Annotated in this window: 20 protein-coding genes and 1 pseudogene; 10 read left to right on the top strand and 11 right to left on the bottom strand. The window is 71.6% G+C overall.

Translation table 11 applies throughout. From position 1 onward, the window contains the following. Positions 1 to 610 (top strand): carbonic anhydrase (locus CA983_RS21440; protein WP_107500259.1); only part of this gene is annotated, 610 nt, incomplete at its 5' end. Between the two features lie 44 nt (positions 611 to 654). On the opposite strand, the gene CA983_RS21445 is transcribed toward CA983_RS21440, so the two are convergent. Further along, on the bottom strand, positions 655 to 2046 hold the full coding sequence (locus tag CA983_RS21445; protein ID WP_086602523.1) for a Tat pathway signal sequence domain protein: 1392 nt from the start codon (positions 2044 to 2046) through the stop codon (positions 655 to 657). Between the two features lie 116 nt (positions 2047 to 2162). Further along, positions 2163 to 3881 (bottom strand): VanW family protein, encoded by a 1719-nt coding sequence (locus CA983_RS21450; protein WP_086602524.1) that lies wholly within the window; start codon positions 3879 to 3881, stop codon positions 2163 to 2165. 218 nt (positions 3882 to 4099) lie between these two features. Here CA983_RS21450 and CA983_RS21455 point away from each other — a divergent pair, with 218 nt between their 5' ends. The 3 genes from CA983_RS21455 (at position 4100) to CA983_RS21465 (ending at position 7025) form a co-directional block, all read left to right on the top strand. Continuing rightward, positions 4100 to 5365: a glycosyltransferase family 4 protein gene (locus CA983_RS21455; RefSeq protein ID WP_086602539.1), complete on the top strand. Its 1266-nt coding sequence runs from the start codon at positions 4100 to 4102 to the stop codon at positions 5363 to 5365. Next, on the top strand, positions 5365 to 6201 hold the full coding sequence (locus tag CA983_RS21460; protein WP_086602525.1) for a transferase: 837 nt from the start codon (positions 5365 to 5367) through the stop codon (positions 6199 to 6201). The genes CA983_RS21455 and CA983_RS21460 overlap by 1 nt, the downstream gene beginning before the upstream one ends. Before the next feature lie 161 nt (positions 6202 to 6362). Beyond that, a complete protein-coding gene (locus tag CA983_RS21465) occupies positions 6363 to 7025 on the top strand; it encodes a YceI family protein (RefSeq protein ID WP_086602526.1) in 663 nt (220 codons plus the stop codon). A 26-nt stretch (positions 7026 to 7051) separates the two neighbouring features. On the opposite strand, the gene CA983_RS21470 is transcribed toward CA983_RS21465, so the two are convergent. The 6 genes from CA983_RS21470 to CA983_RS21495 all read right to left on the bottom strand — a co-directional run bounded on the left by CA983_RS21470 (position 7052) and on the right by CA983_RS21495 (position 12088). Next, positions 7052 to 7552 (bottom strand): molybdenum cofactor biosysynthesis protein, encoded by a 501-nt coding sequence (locus CA983_RS21470; RefSeq protein ID WP_086602527.1) that lies wholly within the window; start codon positions 7550 to 7552, stop codon positions 7052 to 7054. Between the two features lie 57 nt (positions 7553 to 7609). Further along, a complete protein-coding gene (locus tag CA983_RS21475; protein ID WP_086602528.1) occupies positions 7610 to 8611 on the bottom strand; it encodes an MASE1 domain-containing protein in 1002 nt (333 codons plus the stop codon). 60 nt (positions 8612 to 8671) lie between these two features. Further along, positions 8672 to 9496 carry a PP2C family protein-serine/threonine phosphatase gene (locus tag CA983_RS21480; protein ID WP_086602529.1) on the bottom strand — a complete coding sequence of 275 codons (825 nt, stop codon included), beginning with the start codon at positions 9494 to 9496 and terminating at the stop codon, positions 8672 to 8674. Positions 9497 to 9617: 121 nt separating this feature from the next. Beyond that, positions 9618 to 10421, bottom strand: a complete 804-nt coding sequence (locus tag CA983_RS21485; protein WP_208637009.1) for a DUF817 domain-containing protein — start codon at positions 10419 to 10421, stop codon at positions 9618 to 9620. A gap of 27 nt (positions 10422 to 10448) precedes the next feature. Next, positions 10449 to 11069, bottom strand: coding sequence for a hypothetical protein (locus CA983_RS21490; protein ID WP_086602530.1), 621 nt, complete (start codon positions 11067 to 11069; stop codon positions 10449 to 10451). 20 nt (positions 11070 to 11089) lie between these two features. Next, positions 11090 to 12088, bottom strand: coding sequence for an inorganic phosphate transporter (locus CA983_RS21495; RefSeq protein WP_086602531.1), 999 nt, complete (start codon positions 12086 to 12088; stop codon positions 11090 to 11092). A gap of 149 nt (positions 12089 to 12237) precedes the next feature. On the opposite strand from CA983_RS21495, the gene CA983_RS21500 reads away from it, so the two are divergent. Beyond that, on the top strand, positions 12238 to 12837 hold the full coding sequence (locus CA983_RS21500) for a DUF998 domain-containing protein (protein WP_086602532.1): 600 nt from the start codon (positions 12238 to 12240) through the stop codon (positions 12835 to 12837). A gap of 21 nt (positions 12838 to 12858) precedes the next feature. Here the strand turns inward: CA983_RS21500 and CA983_RS21505 are convergent, their stop codons facing one another. Then, positions 12859 to 13527, bottom strand: a complete 669-nt coding sequence (locus CA983_RS21505; protein ID WP_086602533.1) for an acetoacetate decarboxylase family protein — start codon at positions 13525 to 13527, stop codon at positions 12859 to 12861. Positions 13528 to 13634: 107 nt separating this feature from the next. On the opposite strand from CA983_RS21505, the gene CA983_RS21510 reads away from it, so the two are divergent. The 4 genes from CA983_RS21510 to CA983_RS21525 all read left to right on the top strand — a co-directional run bounded on the left by CA983_RS21510 (position 13635) and on the right by CA983_RS21525 (position 18074). After that, positions 13635 to 14216: a P-loop NTPase family protein gene (locus CA983_RS21510; protein WP_244207045.1), complete on the top strand. Its 582-nt coding sequence runs from the start codon at positions 13635 to 13637 to the stop codon at positions 14214 to 14216. A gap of 104 nt (positions 14217 to 14320) precedes the next feature. Then, complete coding sequence (gene tap, locus CA983_RS21515; protein WP_086602534.1) at positions 14321 to 16567, top strand: telomere-associated protein Tap; 2247 nt, start codon at positions 14321 to 14323, stop codon at positions 16565 to 16567. Between the two features lie 12 nt (positions 16568 to 16579). Further along, complete coding sequence (gene tpg, locus CA983_RS21520; RefSeq protein ID WP_086602535.1) at positions 16580 to 17134, top strand: telomere-protecting terminal protein Tpg; 555 nt, start codon at positions 16580 to 16582, stop codon at positions 17132 to 17134. Positions 17135 to 17210: 76 nt separating this feature from the next. After that, positions 17211 to 18074 carry an alpha/beta fold hydrolase gene (locus CA983_RS21525; protein WP_086602536.1) on the top strand — a complete coding sequence of 288 codons (864 nt, stop codon included), beginning with the start codon at positions 17211 to 17213 and terminating at the stop codon, positions 18072 to 18074. A gap of 21 nt (positions 18075 to 18095) precedes the next feature. On the opposite strand, the gene CA983_RS21530 is transcribed toward CA983_RS21525, so the two are convergent. Then, a complete protein-coding gene (locus tag CA983_RS21530) occupies positions 18096 to 19100 on the bottom strand; it encodes a phosphotransferase enzyme family protein (RefSeq protein WP_425276464.1) in 1005 nt (334 codons plus the stop codon). 173 nt (positions 19101 to 19273) lie between these two features. On the opposite strand from CA983_RS21530, the gene CA983_RS21535 reads away from it, so the two are divergent. Continuing rightward, the gene (locus CA983_RS21535; RefSeq protein WP_086602541.1) at positions 19274 to 19627 is read left to right on the top strand and encodes a hypothetical protein; all 354 of its coding nucleotides are present in this window, start codon (positions 19274 to 19276) and stop codon (positions 19625 to 19627) included. 91 nt (positions 19628 to 19718) lie between these two features. Here CA983_RS21535 and CA983_RS21540 read toward each other — a convergent pair. After that, positions 19719 to 21507: pseudogene (locus CA983_RS21540) on the bottom strand (hypothetical protein); the annotation flags it as partial.

Here is a 21507-nt window from a genome sequence, read left to right on the forward strand (position 1 = left end):
AAGCGCCCCCGCCGCCGGCCCGCGGCCCAGCACCCCGCAGGAAGCCCTCGCGGAACTGGCCGCGGGCAACCGCCGCTGGCGCGCCTTCCGCGAACGCCACCCGCACGAAACCCCCGCGACCCGGAAGGCGCTGACCACCGCCCAGCACCCGTTCGCGGTCGTGCTCGGCTGCATCGACTCACGCGTGCCTCCGGAGCTGGTCTTCGACCAGGGGCTGGGCGACCTGATGACGGTACGCACCGCCGGCGAGGTCCTGGACGAGGCCGTCCTCGGCAGCGTCGCCTACGGCGTCCTGGAACTGGGCATACCGCTGGTCGTGGTGCTCGGGCACCAGTCGTGCGGCGCCGTGCGTGCCGCGGTCGAGGCGGAGAAGTCCGGCGGGCGCCTGCCCGCCCACATCCAGTACCTCGCCGACCAGATAAGCCCGGCCATCGACCACAGCGTGGAAGGGGACGCGCGGATCGACGCCACCGTCGACGCCAACGTCCGCCTCGTCCGCTCCCGGCTGGCCGCGGAGCCCGACCTGGCCGCCAGGATCAGCACCGGCGCGCTGGCGATCGTCGGCGCCCGCTACGAACTGACCAACCAGGCGGTCCACCGCGTCAGTTGAGGGCCGCCCGGCCCGCTGCACCCCCAGCGGGCCGGGCCTCGCCGTCACGCCCGCAGCGGATTGAAGCGCGCCGCCGCCATCAGGTACCAGGCGGTCGCGCCCGTGTGCCGGTACGGGTAGTAGCCGAAGCCGAACCCGGTGTCCAGCGGACTGCTCGCGGACACCACCCCGGCCCGCTCGGGCAGCGCCTTGCCGCCGACGGTCTGACCGCCGCCCAGCAGGTCCTGGGCCTGCTCGGTCGACGCGAGCAGGCGGCGGGCGCGCGCCTCGTCACCACGCTTCCCACGGTCCCGCAGAGCGAGCGCGAGATGAGCCGTCCCCTCGAACCACACACCGTTGCGGTCGGGTTTGGGCTGGCCCGCGGCGATGGGGGCGTCCTCGTTCGCGAGGAGGCTCGCGGAACTGAAGGTGACGCCCTCGTAGGACTGCCCCGCGGGCACCGTGCTGTTGGTGCGGCCGGAGTGGTCCAGGACGGCCAGCTCGGCCACGGCCCAGTCCAGCGAACGGGAGTGGCGGCGGGAGCCCAGTGCGAGGTGCGTCCAGGTTTGGGTGTCCTCCGGAATCGGTGACTTGTTGACCGTCACACCGTCGTTGGTGCCGGTGTAGAAGAAGCCCCCCGACGGTTCCCACATCCGCTTCACGAACGCCTCGGCCCGCCCGCGTCGCTCCAGCCACACCCGGTCACCGGTGAGCCGGGCGAGCCGGCCGAAGAGACACACCAGGTCGGTGTTGTGCTCGGTCGAGGTGAACGGCAGTTTCTGATTCGCCCCGTCGACCCCGAACTTGTAGCCGCCGAGCGGCTCGTCGGTACGGCCGGTCCGCTCGATCCACTCGCCGATCCGCACGGCTCCGGTGAGGAAACGACGCGCGCCGGTACGGCGGGCGAGGGCGCTCAGCGCGATGCCCGCCCAGGCCATGTCGCCCACCGCCGTGCCGGTGAAGCCGAACTGCGTCCCGACGTTGGCGGTGCCGTCCGCCCGTACGAAGCCGTCGGGCTGGGGCGAGCCGTCGTAGAAGGTGTACGGCCCGACGTTGTAGGCCTGCCGGAGTCTGCCGTCGTCGTACCCCGGGTCGTGGAGCTGGGCGTAGAGCAGGGCGTCGCCCAGCGCCTTGGCCCTGGTCAGGCCTTCACCGGTGCGGGCCGCGAGGTGGGCCAGGACCGCCAGCGCGTTGTCGTAGGTGAACGCGGTGCTGAACAGGCCCGCCTGGTCGGTGTAGCTCTGGGTCAGGCGGACGCTGCCGTGCTCGGGGTAGGCGTCCATGGCGGCGGCGAGAAAGGCGTGCCCCCGGGCCGGGGCCGATGCGGGGCGCGCGCCGGCGGAACCGGCCGCCAGGGCCTGTCCCGAGGCGACGGTGGTGAGCCCCGCGGCACTGATGCCGATTCCGGCACCGATGAGCGAACGCCGGCTCAGTGCCGGGCCTTGTCTGCCAGTCATGGATCTCCCTTGAGAGCGCTCTCACACACTGCGCGCTCATTGTGCTGGCGCTCCTGGGGCGGGTCAACGCTCTGTTCGAGAAGGAGATTTGCTCAGGAAGGCGAACGGCGGGTGGATCACTCGCAGACGATCTCGTCACGCGGCGTGTAGTGCGTACGGAACGGCTCCCGCTTCACTTCCCGGCCGTCGTCGTAGAAGACGCGCTCCACGGTGACGTCGAACCCTTCGAGCGGCGTCTGCGGCACGCACTCCTTGTCGTCGCTCACCTTCTTCTCGGGCTTCTTCACCTCGGTGCGCGGACCCTTGACCGACTTGATCTCGTCGTACTTCCTGGTGCCGAGGAAGGAGACCGTCACGGACGTGTCCGTGGACTCGGCCTGGATGTAGATCGCCTTGCCGGAGTCGTTGGTGAACCGCAGATCCAGGCTGCCCCAGGCGACTGTCGCCTCGCGGCCCTCCGGGTAGCGCTCGATGTAGAAGGAGTGCGCGCCGTGCTCCACCGGCTTGACCCCGGCGAAGAACAGCGCGTTGTACACGGTCGTCGCCACGGCCGAGACACCGCCGCCCGACGCCTTCGTGAACTGGTCGTTGAGGATGATGATGCCTTCGACGAAGCCGTTGGCCTCGGTGCGTTCGCCGACGGTCCGGTTGAAGCTCCACGTCTCGTCCGGCCTGACGAGGGAGCCGTTGATGAGTTCCACGGCCCGGCCGATGTTCTTGGTGCGGTACTCCGCCGGTTCGAAGTGGACGGTGAAGGAGGACATCTTCTCCGTCAGCCCCAGCTCCGCGGCGTTCTCGCGGGTGATCTCGGGCTGGGTCCGGTGCACGGCCACCTCGCCGCTGCGGTCGGCGCCCGACCTGGTGAGCAACGGCAGCACCGCCTTGCCCAGCGCCTTGTCGGTGACCTCCTGGCCCACCCTGGCGTCCTCGGCGATCACGGCCTTGTCGCCGTCCGGCCGCAGCCTGGCGTTCTCGGCGGTGGTGGTGACGTCCTCCAGGGGACCGGCCACGGCGGGATCGTCGCGCAGTCCCTTGGTATCCAGCTCCGGTCTCAGCCTTCCGCCGCCGTCCGGCCGCATCGCCAGGTGCTCGCCCAGCACGGCCTGCCCGACCGTGAACCGCTTGCCGCCCGCGGTGAGCGTGACGGGCGCCGACATGGCCGGCTCGGCGAACGTGCGCATCGCTCGCCGTACCTCGTCGGCCGTGACCTTCGGCCGGGTCTCGCGGGCGGGCAGCGGCGTGACCGAGCGGGTGTCGCCGCGCAGGAAGGAGGAGCGCAGCGGGCCGACCGCGCCGTTCACGTCCAGCGCGTAACCCGTGCGGGGTGCGACCTGCTCCACCCGTCCGTCGTCGAAGGCGACGGCACCGTCCCGGACCTTCTGGTCGAGCCCCTCCGCCAGATCGCCGAGGGCGGCCCGGGCCTTGTCCTCGTCGAGGCGCACGACCGGCTCGATGTCACCGCCCGAGCGGAAGAACTCGGCGATCACGCTGACCGGGTCGGCGCCGGTGCGCGCCGCCCGGTCGACGGTCTCCCCGACGTCGAAGGAGAGCCCGGCCCGCCGCGGATCGACCGTGCCCGTGCGGTCACCGACCTTCACGGGCAGCTCCCGCGCCCCGGCCGCGCCCAGGTGCCGCTCCAGCTTCCGCACGGCCTCCGCACGGCTCAGGCCGCCGATCTCCACCCCGCGCACCGTCGTACCGGAGTCGATCTCCCCGCCGGTCAGCATCAGCCCGGCGAGATACAGCCCGCCCGCGCCCACGGCCAGCGCGCCGCCGGCCAGGGCGAGGGGCGGCAGGGACGTGAGGCGCGGAACGGAGGCTATTCGAGGGCGCATGGGTCTCCTGGAGATCGATGACGACGGTGCACCCGATGACGCGACGCTGCTGCGGGCAAACACATCAAGCTATTCACATCCGGGCGGCACAGCGGTATGGCCCAGACCACTTATGTCCGATATCACGCCGGAACGGGCTGGTCCGTGGCTGCCCTCCACACGGCCACAGAGTGATAACAGCGAACAACTGTCCGGTGGTTGGGGCCGTCTACGCCACCATGAAGATCTCTTTCCTGATTCACAACGCCTACGGAATCGGAGGCACGATCACCACCACGTTCAACCTCGCCGGGGCGCTCGCCGAGCGGCACGACGTGGAGATCGTCTCCGCGTTACGTCACCGGGAGCATCCCCATCTCGTCCTGGACCCCCGGGTGCGCCTGCGCGCGCTGGTGGACCTGCGCAAGGAGGCGGACCATCCACTGCACCAGAGACCGGCGAAGGTGTTCCCGGCCGCCGAGTACCGCCACCGCCAGTACAGCGAGCTGACCGACCAGCGGATCGGCGAGTGGCTGGAGGCGCTCGACACCGACGTCGTCATCGGCACCCGGCCCGGCCTCAACGTGCACATCGCCCGGCAGGCCCCGCAGCGCGTCCTGCGTGTCGGCCAGGAGCACCTCACGCTCGACAACCACCCGCCCGGGCTGCGCACCGCACTGCGCCGCGCCTACCGCCGCCTCGACGTGATCACCACCGTCACGGAAGCGGACGCCGCCGCCTACCGGCGCAAGATGTGGCTGCCCGGCGTCCACGTCGAGGCCCTCCCGAACAGCGTCCCCGACCCCGCGCTGTCTCCCGCCGACGGCACCGCCAAGATCGTCATCGCCGCCGGCCGGCTCGTTCCGGTGAAGCGCTACGACCTGCTCATCGAGGCGTTCGCCCAGGTCGCCGCCGCCTTCCCGGACTGGCAGCTGCGCATCTACGGCAAGGGCGAGGAGGAGCCCAGGCTGCGGGAACTCATCGAACGACTCCGCCTGTGGAACAACGTGTTCCTGATGGGGGCCGCCACCCCCATGGAGGCCGAATGGGCCAAGGGCTCGATCGGCGCGGCCGCGTCCGACTTCGAGCCGTTCGGCATGACCATCGTCGAAGCGATGCGCTGCGGACTGCCCGTGGTCAGCACCGACTGCCCCTACGGCCCCGGCGAGATCATCCAGGACGGAGCCGACGGCCGGCTGGTGCCGGTCAAAGACGCCGACGCCCTCGCCTCGGCCCTGCTGGAACTCGTCGGCGACGACGAACGGCGCCGCCGCATGGGCCGCACCGCCCTGGACAACGCGCGCCGCTTCGCCCCGGGCCCCGTCGTCGCTCAGGCCGAACGCCTCCTGGAGAAGGCCCTCACGACCCGGACCACGGGCCGACGGACCACCACGTTGCCGGACCACCGCACCAGCGGCGCACTGACCGGCCGGGGCCACGCCGCCCGCGACGCGGCCCACGCCGCGGCCGTCGGCGCCCTGCGCGCGATACGGAAGGGACGCTGATGACCATGCACCGCGACACCCACCTGCGCACCCACTGCGCGATCGACCCGGACGGCCGCGTCACCTTCCGTCTCCCGCCGGGCCCGGCCTTGCGCCCTCAGCTGCTGCTCCGGCTGCGCCCCCAGAAGGGCCGCCCCGAGACGACCCTTCACCTCCTCGACCTGGAGCCCGGCCGGGCCGGCGGCCAGCTGCACGCCGTACTGGAGCCGCACCCGGCCCTCGACGAAGGCCGCTGGGACCTGTACCTGCTGCCGGAACCGGAAGCCGAACGGCAGCGGCTGCGCCCCGGCCTCAGAGACCTGCGCGTCCTCGTCGACGGCCACCTCCGCGACCGGCCCTCACCGGTCGCCGTCAGAGTCCCGTACGTCACGAAGGACGGCTTCCTCGCACTCAGGGCATGGCGGCGCACCGCCCACGCGGAGGTCCGCGCCATCGACGTCACGGAACAGGCCCTGACGGTCGAGGCCCGCCTGCACGGCGCCGAGCTCCACGAGGGCGCCACCGTGCGGCTGCGCCTGCGGGGGAGCGACACCGTACGGGACCTCCGTCCCCGGATCGACGACGACGGCCGAGGCTTCTCGTTCACCGCCGGCCCCGAGGACCTGACGGGTAGCACAGCGGGCCCGGGCCGGATCTGGGACGCCTTCGTCCGGCCCGCCGCCGACGCGCCGCCGGTCCGGATCGGCAGGCTCCTCGACGACGTGGCGGACCGCAAACACGTCTTCGTCTATCCGGCGCTCACGGCGGGCGGATCCTCCTCGCGCCCCTACTACACGGTCGACAACGACCTCGCGATCGAGGTGACACCGGCCGAATCGCCGATATGCCCGAAATAAAAAATCCTCGACCCTCGGATGGTTATTTCGTCGGTACCTCGCGACAGGCATGTGTGGATTCTGTGCAAAGCGGCGGCAAAATGGTCAGACGCTCGTCCGCAAAAGCCGTAAACGCGAAGGGGACTTGCGGCAATAACCAAACTCAAGTACCTAGATGAATCATGAACCTGTTCAACCGCGTCGTGCCGTCCCGGCGGCAGGCGCCGTCTGTCCCCCCACAGCGCCCCGCGGGCGCGCCGGCTTCCCCCACCGCGGTCCTGCCCGACCCCGACCTGGTGAATCTCACCGGCGAATGGGTCGTCGACCCTGCTCACAGCAGGATCGGCTTCTCCGTCCGGCATGCCATGGTGACCACCGTGCGCGGGTGTTTCCTGGAGTACGAGAGCCGCCTCTACTTCGACGCGCGCAACCCCGCGCGGTCACGGGCCGACCTCACGCTGTTCACCGCCAGCGTCGACACCGGGGTGGAACAACGCGACGCCCACCTGGTCGGACGTGACTTCCTCGATGCCGCGACCTATCCGCGTATGCGTTTCACCAGCACCGCGGTGGAACAGGCGGGCGCCGACCTCTATCGCATGTCGGGCGACCTCACCATCAAAGGCATATCGCGGCCGGTCGTACTGGAGCTGACCTACATCGGGCACGTCACCGACCCCTTCGGATACGAAAGGGCCGGATTCGACGGCACCACCACCATCAACCGCTCCGACTGGGGCCTGACGTACAACAGCAGGCTGGCCGAGGGAGGCGCGATGGTGAGCGAGAAGGTGCGCCTGCAGCTCGACATCGCCGCCATCCGCACGGCCCCGACGGCCGGCTGAACCCGTGCCGGGCGCAGGCGCACGCCTCATGGCCCGGCGTCGTCGGGCCCGGCCACGACGCGGAACGTCGCCGGGCCCAGCGTGATCACCCCGTCGCTCAGCGGCGTGCACCGCACACCGCCCCGCCCTCGCAGGGCGCGCTGAGCGCCGGGGCCGATGGTCACGTCCATCCAGGCACAGGGGCGGGCCGGCCGGTTCACGGCGAACAGCACCGGCCCGGTGCCGCAGTCGAGGGCGATCGTCGAGCCGACACAGGCGTCGATGTCGACACCTCTGAGCAGGACGTTGCGGCGCGTGTGCCGGAGGTCGGCGCCCGCCGGGAGGTTCTCCGCGGCCATGAGGGTCACCGCCGCGTTCCGGTGGGCGGGCCGGGCGTAGTAGCGGTCGCCGACCAGCCCGAGGCCGCGGCGTACCTCCACCCGGGGGACGCGCTCGTCGGCCGGGCCGGGGGAGGGGCCGTCCGACGGCCGTCCGGCCAGCCGGTGCGCGGGCGACACCAGCAGTTGCAGCACCTCCACCTCGGTCATGGCGTCAACCGTACGCCTCGGTAACCCTCGCCCGTTGGGCCTGTGGGAGGCGTACGGTCACTCGTCCTGCCGCCGCCCGGGCCCGTCGTTCTCCGGTGGGGCCCGGCCGTCCGCCGACTCGCCCGCGGTGAGGTGCTCCAGGACCTCGACCAGTTCCTGGCACGCGCGCTCCACCGAACGCCGGGTGTTGATCTGCTCGGTGATCACGGCCGACAGGATCAGGGCCGTCAGGGCCATCGCCCCGTTGAACGCCTGGAGCTTGATCATCACCTCCACCCGGGTCAGCCGCTCGAACGGCCCGGTCCGGTCGGTCGCCGACACCGTCGCCATGATCGACGCGAAGAGGGCGCACAGCATGCTGCCGACCAGCTGGAAGCGCAGAGCCGCCCAGATCAGCAGGGGGTAGATGAGGAAGAGCAGGCTGACCGGGCTGTGCGCGGCCAGCGGAACGACACAGCAGATGATCAGCGCCAGGCCCGACGCCTCCTTCCAGCGCGAGAGGCGCAGCGGCAGGCGGACGCGGGACAGCAGGAGCAGCACCGGGGTGACGATCAGTACGCCCATCGCGTCACCCACCCACCAGGCCAGCCACACGGCCCAGAAGCTCGCCCAGTCGAGCTTGCCCGTGACGAGCAGGAGGCCGGCGCCCACGGTCGAGCTGATCAGCATGGCGGTGAACGCGCCCAGGAACACCAGGGCGAGACCGTCCCGCAGCCGCGCCAGATCGGTACGGAAACCGGCCCGGCGCAGCAGCAGGTACCCCACGACGGGCGCGACCGTGTTGCCCACCAGGACGCCGAGGGTCGACGGCGTCAGGGAGGTGAGGGACAGGATGACGAAGAGGGCGCCCAGGGCGATCCCCGGCCAGCAGCGCAGTCCGAAGATCAGCAGGAAGGCGACCGAGACGCCGGTGGGAGGCCAGATGGGGGTGACGACCGAGCCCTCGACGACCAGTTCCCGCAGCAGGCCCAGCTGCCCCGAGACGTAGTAGCAGGCGGCGACAGCCAGCGTCTGCAGAGCGACGACGACCGGCGTACGCAGATCCTGGCTACCCACCACAGCAGCCATGAGACACCGAGGCCGCCGCGACGGCGAGGCGAGAGCGGGGGCCCTGCGGCCCTATGGCTGAGGTCCGTCGAGGCCGACCACCAGCACGGCGGCGTCGTCGTCGTGCCCCACACGCTCGGCACCCTTGATCAGGGCGGCCGCGAGCGCGTCCACGTCCATGCCCGCCACCGCCGCGATGCCCGCGAGCCGCATCACCTGGTCGAGGCCCTCCTCCAGCGGCAGGGAGGGCCCCTCCACGACGCCGTCCGTGAGCAGCACGAACACGCCACCCGTGGTCAGCTCGTACCGGGTCACCGGATACGGCACCCCCGTCTGGATCCCCAGGGGCGGCCCGCCCTCGTCCGCGGTGACACCGGACTTCCCGTCCGCCGTGGCCCAGACGCAGGGCAGGTGCCCGGCCCGCGCGCTCTCCAGCACGCCGGCACACGGGTCGAGCCGCATGAAGGTGCAGGTGGCGAAGAGATCGGAGCCCAGGGACAGCAGCAGATCGTTGGTCCTGGCCAGCACTTCTCCCGGATCGCTGGTGACCGAGGCCAGGGCCCGCAGCCCCGCCCGTACCTGCCCCATGAAGGCGGCCGCCTCGATGTTGTGCCCCTGGACGTCACCGATGGACACGCCGATCCGGCCGTCGCCCAGCGTGAACGCGTCGTACCAGTCGCCGCCCACGTTGAGCCCCTGGCACGCGGGCGCGTACCGCACGGCGAGATGCAGCCGGCTCGCGACGGGCAGGTCGCGCGGGAGCATGCCGCGCTGCAGCGCGATGGCCAGCTCGACCCGTGACCGCTGCATCTCGGCCTGTGCACGCGCCTGGGCCGTCAGGGCCTCGAGCCTGGTCAGCAGCTCGTCTCCGTCGTCCGTCGTGCCGGTGCGGGACATTGATCACTCCGGCGAGGATGGCCACGGTCGGTGACGACCCTCGAAGGCAAATCACCTAATTTATGTCCATAGGATGATACGTGGCTGGAGGCTCGGCGACGACTCGCACTCTCCACGCCCGTCACCGCACCGACCGCTCCACCTCACGATCCGAGCGCCGCCCGACGGCCGCCAGGACGAAGGTGACGCTGATCAGCAAGGCCCAGGCACCGAACTTCTCCACCCCCACCGGCTCCCAGCCGTGCTCCTGGTACGGGTAGCGCCAGGCACCGACGAAGGTGGCGAGGTTCTCCGCCACCCACAGGAAGAACCCGATCAGGACGAACGACAACGCCAGCGGCATCCGCCGGCGCACACCCCACACCGTGAAACGCACCGACGTTCCCGCGGTGACGGCCAGCAGCAGTCCCGCCAGCACCCAGCGCGCGTCGGGCAGCCAGTGATGACTGAAGAAGTTGACGTAGACGGCCGCGGCCACCACCGCCGTCGCCCGGGGTCGGTAGCGCACCAGCTCGAGATCGAACAGGTGCCAGGCCCGGCACACGTAGCTGCCGACAGCCGCGTACAGAAACCCGCCGTACAGCGGAACCCCGGCGAACTTCAGCACGCCCGGCTCCGGGTAGCTCCACGAACCGAGTGACACCTTCACCAGCTCGAAGGCCAGCCCGATGACATGACAGGCCGCGATGACGGCGACGTCCCGCCCGTTCTCCCAGCCGCGCAGCCAGAACACCAGCGTGAGCAGCACGCCGTAGACCACCAGCAGGTCGTAGCGCGCCACGGGAAGGTCGGGCAGCAGGGCGGACACGGCCACGCCGGACAGCAGCGCGATGGCGAACGCGCACGCCCGGGTCTGCGTCCAGGCGAAGTCGAGCACCTGCCGAACCGGCGCGGCCAAGGGGCCGGGGAAGCTTGTAGGGATCATGGTGCCCTGTAGGACGGGCCCGCACCCCTACCGGTTGCAGCGTCCTTCCGCAGTCGGCACCCGCCCGCCCCGGGCCAGTCCGTCCCGGGCTTCGGCAACCGCCTTCCGCAGCAGCTGTGCAAGACGCTGATCCGCGTCGGGCGCGGCGCACAGCACCCGGAGCGCGTGCTCCAGGTGCCGCCGCCCCGGCCCACGCCACCACAACAGATCGGCGACCCGGCCCGGCAGCCCGCCCGCGCGGACGTGAGCAAGCCTCTCGCCCCGCCGACGGCAGGCACGGCCGTGCCGCGCCAGACGCCGGGAAGCGGGACGCAGTACACGCGCCTCATCCACGACCGTGCCGACGAGCCGCGGCGCATACGCCCGGTCCGGGGGACGGGCGTCGGCGAGCTCGGCGGCCAGCGGCCACAGGGCGTGCCGGGTGGCGTCACCGACGCTGTCGTTGACCACGCGGGCCAGAGCCGCGAGCGCCGGATGCGTACCGGCCGGGCTGTCCGTGAACCCGCCGCCGGCCAGTAAGGCGGCGCTCTCCATCAGACAGGCACCGTCGTCGGGGTGCAGATGCGCGAAACGCCCAGGCGCCGGGAGGCCGTCCGGAGGCCGGGCAGAGGACTGGCGGGGCGGCGGATGCGGCGGAAAGGCGATCATGTGAGGCCTCCGGGCCGGGATCACAGACCGGTGACGGCGTGCAGAACGAGGTAGATCGCGGCGGCGGGAATCCCGGCGCCGAAGAACGTGAGCACCCAGGCGGTGACGATCGTGCGGGCCACTTGCCAGCGTACGGCCGAGGCACGCCGGGTGGCACCGGCGCCCAGGATGGCCGCGGTGATCGTCTGTGTGGTGGAGATCGGTGCCTTCACCAGGAACGCGGTGGTGTAGAGGACGGCCGCGGCGGCGGTCTCGGCGGCGAACCCGCGCGGCGGGTCGAGGTGGACGATGCGCCGGCCGAGGGTGGTGATGATGCGGCGCCCGCCGCTGTAGGTGCCGGTGGCCATGGCGGCCGCCACGGCGGCGATCACCCACACCGGAACCGAGAAGTCGTCCTGCCAGCCCGCCGTGACCAGGGCGAGCACGATGACGCCCATGGTCTTCTGCGCGTCCTGCAAGCCGTGTCCCAGCCCCATCGCGGCGGCGGAGACGGTCTGTGCCATACGGAACCGGCGCATGATCCGCCGGGGCGTCGAACGACGGAACAGCCACAGGATGGTCACGTGCAACGTGTAGCCGAGAGCCACACCGACCAGCGGGGAGAACAGCATCGGCAGGACGACCTTGTCCACGATCCCCGACCAGTGCACGGTGGCGGACGCGGCGAGCGCGGCGCCGACCAGCCCGCCGATCAGAGCGTGCGAGGACGAGGTGGGCAGCCCCCGCCACCAGGTGAAGACGTTCCACCCGATGGCCCCGATGAGCGCGCACAGGACCAGCAGCAGACCCGAGTCGTCCTCGGGCGCGGCGATGATGCCGCTGCCGACGGTCTGGGCGACCTCGGTCCCGAGGAAGGCACCGCAGAAGTTCATCACCGCGGCCATGGTGAGCGCCGCGCGCGGCGTCAGGGCCCTGGTGGAGATCGAGGTGGCGATCGCGTTCGCGGCGTCGTGGAAGCCGTTGGTGAAGTCGAACGTCAGGCCCACGATGATGATCAGCACCACCAGAGTGAGCTCCATGACCGATCACCTTTCCGCCGGCAGAGCGCCGGACCGCCACAGGCGCCGTCGGCGCACGGATCCATCGTGCCGCGAAACCGTCTGACCGACCCGCCCGGAGCGGCGGTAGTGGGACGTAAGGCGCAGGTGATCCGTTTTACGGTGTCCTGATGCGATCTGTCCCGAAATGGGTCCTGCTGTCGTCGGCATGCGCCCCTGCCGTGCTGATCATCGGCTGGATGGTGGCGGCGTCACTGCGAGGCTCCGCCTACGACCCGGCCGCTCAGACCATCAGCGTCCTGGCGGCCCCCGGAGGTTCCGGTTACTGGGTGATGACAGGCGCGTTCATCGCCCTGGGCGCCTGCCACCTGCTCACCGCCTGGGGGCTGCGCGCGGCCGCGGCCCCCGGCCGGGTGGCACTGGCGGCCGGGGGAGTGTCCGCCCTGGTGGTGGCCGTGGTCCCGGCGCCGAGCAGCGGCGGCTCCCTGAGCCACGGCTCGGTCACCGTCGTCGGCTTCACCGTCCTGGCGGCATGGCCGCTCCTGGCCGTCCGAACCGGCGACAGCGTCCCATGGGCCCTGCGGCCCCTGCCCTCCCTGGGAGCCACCGCGGTGATGGCGGTGGGCGCGGCATGGTTCCTGTTGGAGCTGCATCTGCACGGCGTCGCCGGTGTGGCCGAACGGGCGGTCACGACTCTCCAGTCGCTCTGGCCCTTCGTGGTAGCCCTCTCCTGCGTACGCCACTCGGCACGCGAGGCGCTCACGAGGTGACCTACGGAGTGCCGGCGCCCGTCACCGCGGCCTGCCCTCGCCGCTTCCGACGGTCATACGGAAGCCGCGCACGGAGGCCGCCAGCAGTACTTTCCGGCCGTCGAGAAAGTCGAGAGGGCTGCCCGGCTCGGCAACCAGACGGGCTCGCCCCAGACGGACGCGGCCCGACAGCCTCATCGGCACTTCGCACACACCGTGCACGGGATGGGGCTGCAACAGCCGGCCGCGTACAGGCGGACGTCCCGGCAAGGGCAGCAGATCCCGGTGGAGGCCCGTCACGGACGGGCCCACCGTGTCCCCGGCGGGCTCGCCCCGCTCCACGGACATGCGTGCGCGTGATGTCGGCGCGGTGCCGCCGAAGACGAAGTGCCCACGCTCCTTGGGAACGCCCCACAACACCCGGCCGCCGGCGAGCGAGCGTTCGTCGTCCACCCACACCTCCACAGCACATGCGGCCGGCCCCCGCCCGTCACGCACGGCCAAGGCCACCAGCAGCTCCCGGTAGGCCAGCGTGCCACCGGGCCGGTAATCCACCCAGAACGTCACCAAGACGCACCGCCGCCCCAGCCTCACCGGTCGCACCCCGGGAGGAAGCGGCCAATCGGGCAGCTCCTGCCGCGACACGAGCCACAGCCCGGCGAACATGTCGCCCCGCAGGTGCCAGGGCTCCGGGGGAAAGGGCTCAGTCACGGGTTGCCTTCCGTCCTGCGCTGCCGACCACGAGGACACGGTAGCCCCGGGTTTCGGTGAAACGCGGAACGGCGATGTCACCGACCGTCGGTAGGGTGAGCGCCGTGATGGTGGGCAGCGAAGAAACCCGGCTGGTCGTCCTGCGCGGCAACAGCGCCTCGGGCAAATCGTCCGTCGCGGCCGGTCTGCGCGAGAAGTTCGGCCGTGGTCTGGCCCTGGTCGCCCAGGACAACCTCCGCCGCGTCGTGCTGCGCGAACACGACGTGCCCGGCGCCGCGAACATCGGCCTGATCGACACCGTGGCGCGCTACGCCCTGGACGCCGGGTTCCATGTCGCCGTCGAAGGCATCCTCCACGCCGACCGCTACGGCGACATGCTCGGCCGGCTGCGCGCCGACCACCGCGGCCCGACCCACCACTACTACCTGGACGTACCGTTCGACGAAACCCTCGCCCGGCACGCCACCAAGCCGATCGCCGGCGAAGTGAACGAGACGCAGCTGCGCGACTGGTACCGGCCGCTCGACCTGCTGCCCGACGGAGTCGAGACGGTCATCGGCGCCGACAGCACCCTCCCGGCGACCGTCGACCGCATCATGAACGACACCGGCCTGTGCCGTCAGGCGCGGCAGCACGGCAGCTCCATGCCCAGCGGAACCCAGAGACCGGCGGGTCTAGCAGCGCTGTGATCCTCACTCGCTGTCACGTCCCGGTCCCGGCCGCGAACGCCGTATGTACGCGCTTCGTACGCGAAACCTGCGCTCCACGCTAGGGTGGCGAGCCAGGAGGTGCCATGTCCGAGCTGTTCGACGCGGTCGACGCCCTGGTCGCGTCCCGCTCCCCGCTGCCGCCCCCGGCGGAACGCAAGCGGCTGCGCCAGGCCCACGGCCTGACGCTGGACGAGGTGGCCGCCGCTCTCCAAGTGCGGCGTGCGACGGTCAGCGGCTGGGAGGCCGGCAAGACGGAACCGCGCCCGCCGGAGCGCGACGCGTACGCCCGCCTGCTGAAGCAGCTCGCCCGGCTCTACCCTGCCACCGACGCCGCGGCCCCTCCTGAGGACACCTCGGTTCCCGAGGCCCCTGCCACCTCCACCCCCGCCACCTCCACCCCTGCGCCCGCCGCACCAGCGCCATCCGCAGCTMCGGACCCGACCCCGGAGGCTCCTCCCGGGAACGCCGCACCTCGCCGCACCGGTCCTGCCGCCGTGCCGCGTCCGGCGGCCAGGGCCACGACCAGGCGGTCGTCCACGTCGCGCCGCCCCGGCATGAAGAAGGCGGCCCCCGCGAACCCCCCGACGGCCGACGCCGACCCGCGGTTCGCGAACGGCCCGCTGCTCGTCATCGACGCCGACGACGGCTCCCAGGTGACCGGCTACGGCATCGGCGGCCTGGTCCTCGACGTACCCGCCAAGTCGCTCCCCGCGCTCGTGGAGTGGACGCTGAAGGAGGCTCGGCTCGGGGCCGGCAGGCTGCACGGTTCCGGCAAGGACGCCGACCCGCTGCTCGTGCTCACCGAGACCGCGTGCGAGCGGTACGGGCTCCCGGTGGAGCTGTCGGACGCCGAGCGGCTCGCCGGACGCCTCCCGGACGGCCACAAGATCCTCAGGCAACTGGACCGGGCCGACTGGCAGCTGACAAAGAGGGGCTTCGGGCCGTGGGCGCGGATCTACCGCCCCGCCCAGGGCCGGCAGCGCCAGTGCGTGCAGCTGTGCATCCCGTCGTGGAACGCGCTCGACGCCCGCACCTGGGGCCACGCCGCGCAGCTCCAACCTGCGGAACTCGCTCGTGTACTGGGCACCTACGCGGCCCGCGTGATGACGCCGCGCGGCTCGACGGCCGTCACCGGCCTGGAGCTGATGACCGCCCTCAATCCGCCGACCCGGGCGAGCGAGGCGGACGAGACGGGGAAACGGCACAAGGAACACCGGCCCGGCTCGCTGGGCGAGCACCCGATCGACTGCGCACCGTGCGAGGCCCCGGACGGACATCCACTGCTCGCCGGTCTGCCCCGCTTCCACCAGCGGGGCCCGGAGGAGATGCTGTTCGAGGAGGCGTACGACTGGGCGCGCGAGCTCACCGACGCCGAGTGCATGCGGCGGTACCTGGTCGGCATCGACGTCAACCTCGCCTTCGGCGCAGCCGCCAACGGAGCCGTCGTGGGCCTGGCGACACCGCCCGTGCACGTCACCGACCCCGTCTTCGACCCGACGCTGCCCGGGGCATGGCTGGTCGACCTCTCCCACGTCGACCTCTCCCGCGTCCTGGTCGGCAAGCAGTGGCGCCGGCTCGACAGCGCGCTGCTGCCCAGCCCGTTCACGCCGACCGGCGAGCGCCCGCAGGGCCCGGCCTGGTACGCGACTCCGACGGTGGCGTACGCGGTGGAGCTCGGCTACGACGTCGCCCCGACCGAGGCCTGGGTGAGGGAGGACAGGGGCAGGTTCCTGGACGGCTGGTACAAGCGGCTGCGCAACGCGTACGTCGACACCATGGCGGACCTGGGCGTCGGGGAGAAGCTGCGCACCCCGGAGTTCCTGAAGGCGATGGACGGCTACCGGCAGCGCGATCCCGAGATGGCGATCGTCCTGGACGCGATCAAGTCCACGGTGAAGGGCGGCATCGGCAAGCTGCGCGAGCGGGCGCGCGGCGGCGGCTGGAAGCCCGGACAGCCCTGGCCCGCCCTCTCCCGCCCGACATGGCGGCCCGACATCCGCGCCGCCGTCATCTCCCGGGCCCGGATCAACATGCACCGCAAGATGCTCAACCTGGCAGCGGTAACCGGCCAGTACCCGGTGGCGGTCCTGTCGGACTGCGCGGTCTACGCCGCCGACGGCCCCAGCCCGCTCCACGTCCTGCCGTACGACGCCGACGACAAGACCGTGCCCGGCAGCTTCCGGCTCGGAGTGTCGCCCGGGATGGTCAAGCACGAGGGCACCCAGACCACCCTGTGGGCCGAAGCAGTGCGGGAGAAACACGGACAGGTCCTCAACCTCGCCCGCTACATCAAGACCGGTGAGGTCACGGCCAAGGACGACGGAGAGTAGGGGAGCGAGCCGATGGACACGGTCGGGGACGGTCTCGACGCCGCGCTGCGGAAGGCGTTCACACGCCCGATCCCCAAGAGCGCGGGGGCGCAGATGCGCTACCTGGTCAGGCAGCTCAAGGGCACCAGGCCGGTGGCCGAGTTGCTCGGCATCACCCAGCGCACCGTCGAACGGTATGTGAGGGACCAGATCAAAAAGCCCCGGCCCGACCTCGCGCGGCGCATGGAGCGCGAGGTCACAGCGCGGTGGCAGCCGCAGATCCGGGCCAGGGCCAAACAGACGGCGGCCACCACCGACGGCATCGTCATCGACACCCGCGCCCGGTTCGGTTACACCGCCGCCCCCGGCACCACCGACGACGCCCGGCTGCGCCATCTCACCGTCGCGCTGCCTCCGCAGTACGCCGCCCGCCTCTTCGAGGTCAAGGAAGCCGGCGGCACGGAACAGCAACTGCGGAACATCGCGGCCGAGGCACTGGGCGAGGTGTACTTCCGTGACAGCGGCCGCCGCGCCCACGGCCTCGAAGTCGAGTTCACCGACGTGGAGCACCTCGAGTTCGACCTCTGACCGTCGACGGCCTCGCGCTCCCGGAGATCTTTAATCCGGTGCTCGACATGCTGTGTGCCACCTACAGTGAAGCCCGATGACACTCCTACATGTCCATGACTATGGGGGCGATGGCCCTCAACTGGTTCTGCTGCACGGCTTCTCACGGTCGCTCGCCGACTGGGACGCCGCCGCCACCCTCCTCACCGCCGGGCACCGCGTCCTCTCCGTCGACCTTCCCGGCCACGGTCGCTCTCCCGATGTCTCCCCCTGGACCATGCCCACCGTGGTGTGGCACATCGCGGACACGCTGGACGCGCATGCCGTGCCGGAGGCCGTCCTGGTCGGCCATTCCCTCGGCGGAATGGTCGCGGTCGAGTACGCCCGGGCGAACCCGGACCGTGCCCGTGCCGCCGTGAATCTCGACGGCTTCTGGTGGGGACGCGGGTACCCCGGCGCCGACCGGGTGGGTGAGGCGCTGCTGGCGTCGTCCGGGGCCATCGCGCCACCCGAGTACATCGAAGAGAAGGTCGTCAACGACTCCGCCCGGCTCGGGATTCCCGCCGACCGTGCGGAGGCCGCGGCCCGCGCGGCCGCACGCCTCTTGCCCGGCGGCAAGTGGCAGACGCTTCCGGAACGGGCGACGGCGCTGGAGATCCGGGACGAACTCCACAAGCTCGGCGCGCTCGGTGTCACCACCTGGCTGGAAGGGGCCGACTGTCCGCTGCTGTTGGTACAGGCCGGCCGACGGCTACCGCCGGCGCCCGGTATGGAGTGGTTCGACGATTTCAGCACCCGGTTCGCACAAGAGGTCTCCGACGAACTGGCCGCGCTCTCCCGCATCCGGCCGACGATCACCGTCAACCGGCTCGACGCCACCCACGCCATGAACCTGGAGGCTCCGGAAGCGGTGGCGGCGCTGGTCGCCGACTTCGTTCGAGAACTGCCGCAACCGTCGTAACAGCAGCCGTCGACCTTCTCTCTAGAGGATCCCTCGGCCCACTTCCCGGCCGATGTCGATGACGAGTTGCCGGTGGGTGCGGGCCATGTCGGTCAGATCGTCGCGCAGCTCGGACAGCCAACTCGGTTCCTGCCGGGCGGGTTCGCCCAGCGCGCGGGTGATGCGTACCAGAGAAGCCGCGGCATGCAGGCCGGCGAACAGCGGCAGGCGCCCCAGGTCCTCATCGTCGAACGGGCGCACGCTGCGGTAGCCGGCGAGGAAGGCGTCGAACCGCGCCCGGTGCCCGGCTGCCGGCCGGCCGGTGTGGTCGGTCAGGTCGCGCACGGCAAAGGCGATGTCGGCGGCGTACCAGGAGAGGGCGGCCTCGTCGAAGTCGTAGGCGATCGGGCCGCCCTCCTCCCAGGCCATGTTGTCCAGCTCGAAGTCACCGTGCACCACACCCCAGCGGTCCTCGCACCGCGGCAACTCGCTCATCACGTCGGCGAGCCGCGCCGTCGCCTCGACCAACTCGGTGTCCCCGGCGAACAGTTCACCGATATCCGGAAGTTCGCCGAACGACTCGGGCAGCCCGGCACCAAGCCCGACGGCATCGCGGTGCAAACGGGCCAGTGCCTGCCCCCAGTGCCGGGCTTGCGATTCGGTGAGTTCGCCGACGTCGACTGCCGCACCGGGCGCCGGTTCCACCACCATGGCGTGCATGGCACCGAGACCGGTCGCCACGGTCATGGTCAGCGCCCCGGACTCGGCGGCGACCGGCCGCACCACCGCCGAGCCGCCGTCGCTGAGCCGTGCCATCAGCTCAGCCACCACGGCCGGGGACTCCGGTCCGCGGCAGGAGCCGGGCACGAACCGCAGATACCGCCGTCGGCCGTTGGCCGGGAGCACAAACACATGCGAGGCACTGGAGCGCCACCACTTGGCAGTGCCGACCGGGTAACCCCACAGCGCGGCGACCTGGTCGGCGACAGGGCTGTCCCATGACTCGGACACGGTCCGCTTCAGTCGATCGATCTCAGTCAAGGGCATCATCGCGAGTCAGCTTTGATCACGCGGCCGACAGCCACAAGCGGATTTCTCCGGGGTGTAACACGGCAGTGCTCGCACGACGCAGAAGTAGGCAGAAACGGGCCAGTCCGAGGCTGAATCTCATCGCCTGGGGCGAACTTCCGTGACATCGCACGCGTGAGATGGGAATTTTTGTGAACAGTGCCGACCCGGTTTCCGGATACCAGACCCACGAGCAGCCCCCGGGGCCTGGCCGCCCCGCACGCAGCGAGGGCACGGCGCGGCGGGTAGCCCTCGTCAGCTGCACGATCGCCGACGTTGCGGCTGGACTGCTGGGTCTGTGGATCGTGCTCTACCTGCTCGACGCGAACCAGGCGAATCCCTTCGTCGAGTTCGTCCACGGAATGGCGGACTGGCTGTCCGGATGGGCACAGGACATTTTCACCATGGACACGGAGGGTCTACGCGTCGTCCTCAATTACGGCCTCCCGGCGGTCATCTATTTGCTGATCGGCCACGGAATCGCTGCCCGGCTCAACCGAGTCTGACGGCATTACGGGCACCTCGAGGTGCCGCGAGAAGTGCGCGGATCGTCCCCGGTGCCGAGGCGACAGCCCGCCCGGCACCGGGGACGCCGTATCACTCCTCGTCGCGCAGCCGGGCCGCCAAGGCCGTCAGCGGCTCGGTCTCGTCGGTGTGCCCCAGCGCCGTGAGGCGGGCGACCGCCGCGTCCAGGCGGGTGAGGGCGGGGTCGGGGCGCTCCAGGTAGATGCCCTCCACGGCACCCGCGAGACGGACGCACTCGGCCCACTCCTCGGCGTGGTCCTGCTCCGCTCCCGGCTCGCCGAGCAGGGCGAGGGCCTTCTCCAGGGCGGCCAGGGCGTCCTCGTACGCACCGGCGTAGGCGTTGACCCGCCCGTATTCGTAGGCCAGGGCCGAGTCGAGGGAGCGGCCGCGGGCCTCGTACCCGGCGGCGCGGGCCTCGTCGGCGACGCGGCCGGCGTCGGCGAGGAAGGCGAGCGCGTCGGCCAGACCGTCGGGGCCCTGCTGCTGGCCCTGGAGCCGGGCGAGTTCGCGCAGGCAGTTGCTGAGCTGCTCGTAGCGCGGGTCCCGGGCGTGGGCGGCGAGTGCCTGCTCCGCGGCTTCGCGGGCCCGGCCGAACTCGCCGGACTCGCCGAGGAGTACGGCGGTCTCCGCGGCGATCATGGCGTGGCTGCCCGGGTCGTCGTCCCAGCCGGCCGACTCGGCCGCGAGGGCGACGAACTCCGCCGTGGCGGCCTTGAGGTCGTCTCCCGCGTGCAGGGCGCGGGCGCGGGTCAGGCGCAGCTGGGCGACGAGCCGGTCGTCCAGTTCTCCGGCGGTGACGTCCGGTTCGGCCAGCAGGGAGTCGAGCAGTGCGATGCAGTCCTCGACGCGCCCGAGGTCGAGGCTCAACTGGGCCGCGTTGCTGTAGGTGCAGAACGCCTCGGTCCGGCTGCCGTGGCGAAGGTCCAGCTCCGCCGAGCGCGTCAGGTGCCGCAGTGCCTCGTCGGGGCGCCCCAGGTACATGCAGGCCTGAGCCAGATCACCGTGGAGGCGGGCGGCGTCGACCGCGTCGGCCGGCCAGTCGGCGGCCAGCCGCAGGCTTTCGGTCAGGTCCGCGTGCGCGGTCTGCGCGTCCTGGAGGCCGAGCTGGAGCCGGCCCCGCAGTCCGAGCGTGCGGGGCAGGTGCCAGGCGGGGCCGTGCGCCTTCAGCCGGTGGAGGAGGGCGTCGATCTCGGTGACCGCTGCGGGCAGGTCGCCGGAGAGGGCGTACGTGCTGGCTCGCAGCAGCAGGGCGCCGGAGACCTGCCCGACGACGTCGTGCCGGGTGGCGAACGCGTGCAGCAGCTCCACCTCGGCGAGGACCGGTGCGACGTGCTCCTCGCTCCCCGAGGTCTGCAGGCGCAGACCGAGCGCGGTCGCCCGCATCCGCAGCAGGCGGGCCTCCAGGTGCGGGGCGAGGCCGGGCGTCTCCTCGTGCAGACGGACGATGGACGCGTGGGCCTCGGTGAGCGCGGCGGCCTTCGCCTCGGCCGCGTCGGCGCCCTGCACCGGGACCTCGGCGGCGGCGAGCAGGGCACTGGCGCGGGCCAGCGCCGCCCGACCCGGCAGTCCGGCGTCGTCGTACAGGCCCGCTGCCTCCTCGTAGAGATCGGCGGCGACGGCGAACTCGTCCTTGTCGCCGGCCCGGCTCGCCTCGTCGGCCAGCAGGTCCGCGCGCAGCCGTACGAGCGGGCCCACGGCCGGGTCGTCGGGGTGGGTGTAGTCGCGGGCGGCGACGAGCGTGCGCAGCCGCGCCCAGCAGGCCGGTCCCTCCGGGTGACCCTGCTCGTCCAACTCCCGGGCCCGGGCGATCAGTTCGGGCAGCGACTCCGGGACGGCGGCGGCCGTACGGGCGGGGGGTGCG

Source organism: Streptomyces swartbergensis, from assembly GCF_002148965.1.
Classification (GTDB): domain Bacteria; phylum Actinomycetota; class Actinomycetes; order Streptomycetales; family Streptomycetaceae; genus Streptomyces; species Streptomyces swartbergensis.

What these genes read in the sequence shown, in the direction of transcription:
- CA983_RS21445 (WP_086602523.1), bottom strand. Translation starts at nt 2,046, where the DNA reads ATGACTGGCAGACAAGGCCCGGCACTGAGCCGGCGTTCGCTCATCGGT.
- CA983_RS21450 (WP_086602524.1), bottom strand. Translation starts at nt 3,881, where the DNA reads ATGCGCCCTCGAATAGCCTCCGTTCCGCGCCTCACGTCCCTGCCGCCC.
- CA983_RS21455 (WP_086602539.1), top strand. Translation starts at nt 4,100, where the DNA reads ATGAAGATCTCTTTCCTGATTCACAACGCCTACGGAATCGGAGGCACG.
- CA983_RS21460 (WP_086602525.1), top strand. Translation starts at nt 5,365, where the DNA reads ATGACCATGCACCGCGACACCCACCTGCGCACCCACTGCGCGATCGAC.
- CA983_RS21465 (WP_086602526.1), top strand. Translation starts at nt 6,363, where the DNA reads ATGAACCTGTTCAACCGCGTCGTGCCGTCCCGGCGGCAGGCGCCGTCT.
- CA983_RS21470 (WP_086602527.1), bottom strand. Translation starts at nt 7,552, where the DNA reads ATGACCGAGGTGGAGGTGCTGCAACTGCTGGTGTCGCCCGCGCACCGG.
- CA983_RS21480 (WP_086602529.1), bottom strand. Translation starts at nt 9,496, where the DNA reads ATGTCCCGCACCGGCACGACGGACGACGGAGACGAGCTGCTGACCAGG.
- CA983_RS21485 (WP_208637009.1), bottom strand. Translation starts at nt 10,421, where the DNA reads ATGATCCCTACAAGCTTCCCCGGCCCCTTGGCCGCGCCGGTTCGGCAG.
- CA983_RS21490 (WP_086602530.1), bottom strand. Translation starts at nt 11,069, where the DNA reads ATGATCGCCTTTCCGCCGCATCCGCCGCCCCGCCAGTCCTCTGCCCGG.
- CA983_RS21495 (WP_086602531.1), bottom strand. Translation starts at nt 12,088, where the DNA reads ATGGAGCTCACTCTGGTGGTGCTGATCATCATCGTGGGCCTGACGTTC.
- CA983_RS21500 (WP_086602532.1), top strand. Translation starts at nt 12,238, where the DNA reads ATGCGATCTGTCCCGAAATGGGTCCTGCTGTCGTCGGCATGCGCCCCT.
- CA983_RS21510 (WP_244207045.1), top strand. Translation starts at nt 13,635, where the DNA reads ATGGTGGGCAGCGAAGAAACCCGGCTGGTCGTCCTGCGCGGCAACAGC.
- tpg (WP_086602535.1), top strand. Translation starts at nt 16,580, where the DNA reads ATGGACACGGTCGGGGACGGTCTCGACGCCGCGCTGCGGAAGGCGTTC.
- CA983_RS21525 (WP_086602536.1), top strand. Translation starts at nt 17,211, where the DNA reads ATGACACTCCTACATGTCCATGACTATGGGGGCGATGGCCCTCAACTG.
- CA983_RS21530 (WP_425276464.1), bottom strand. Translation starts at nt 19,100, where the DNA reads ATGCCCTTGACTGAGATCGATCGACTGAAGCGGACCGTGTCCGAGTCA.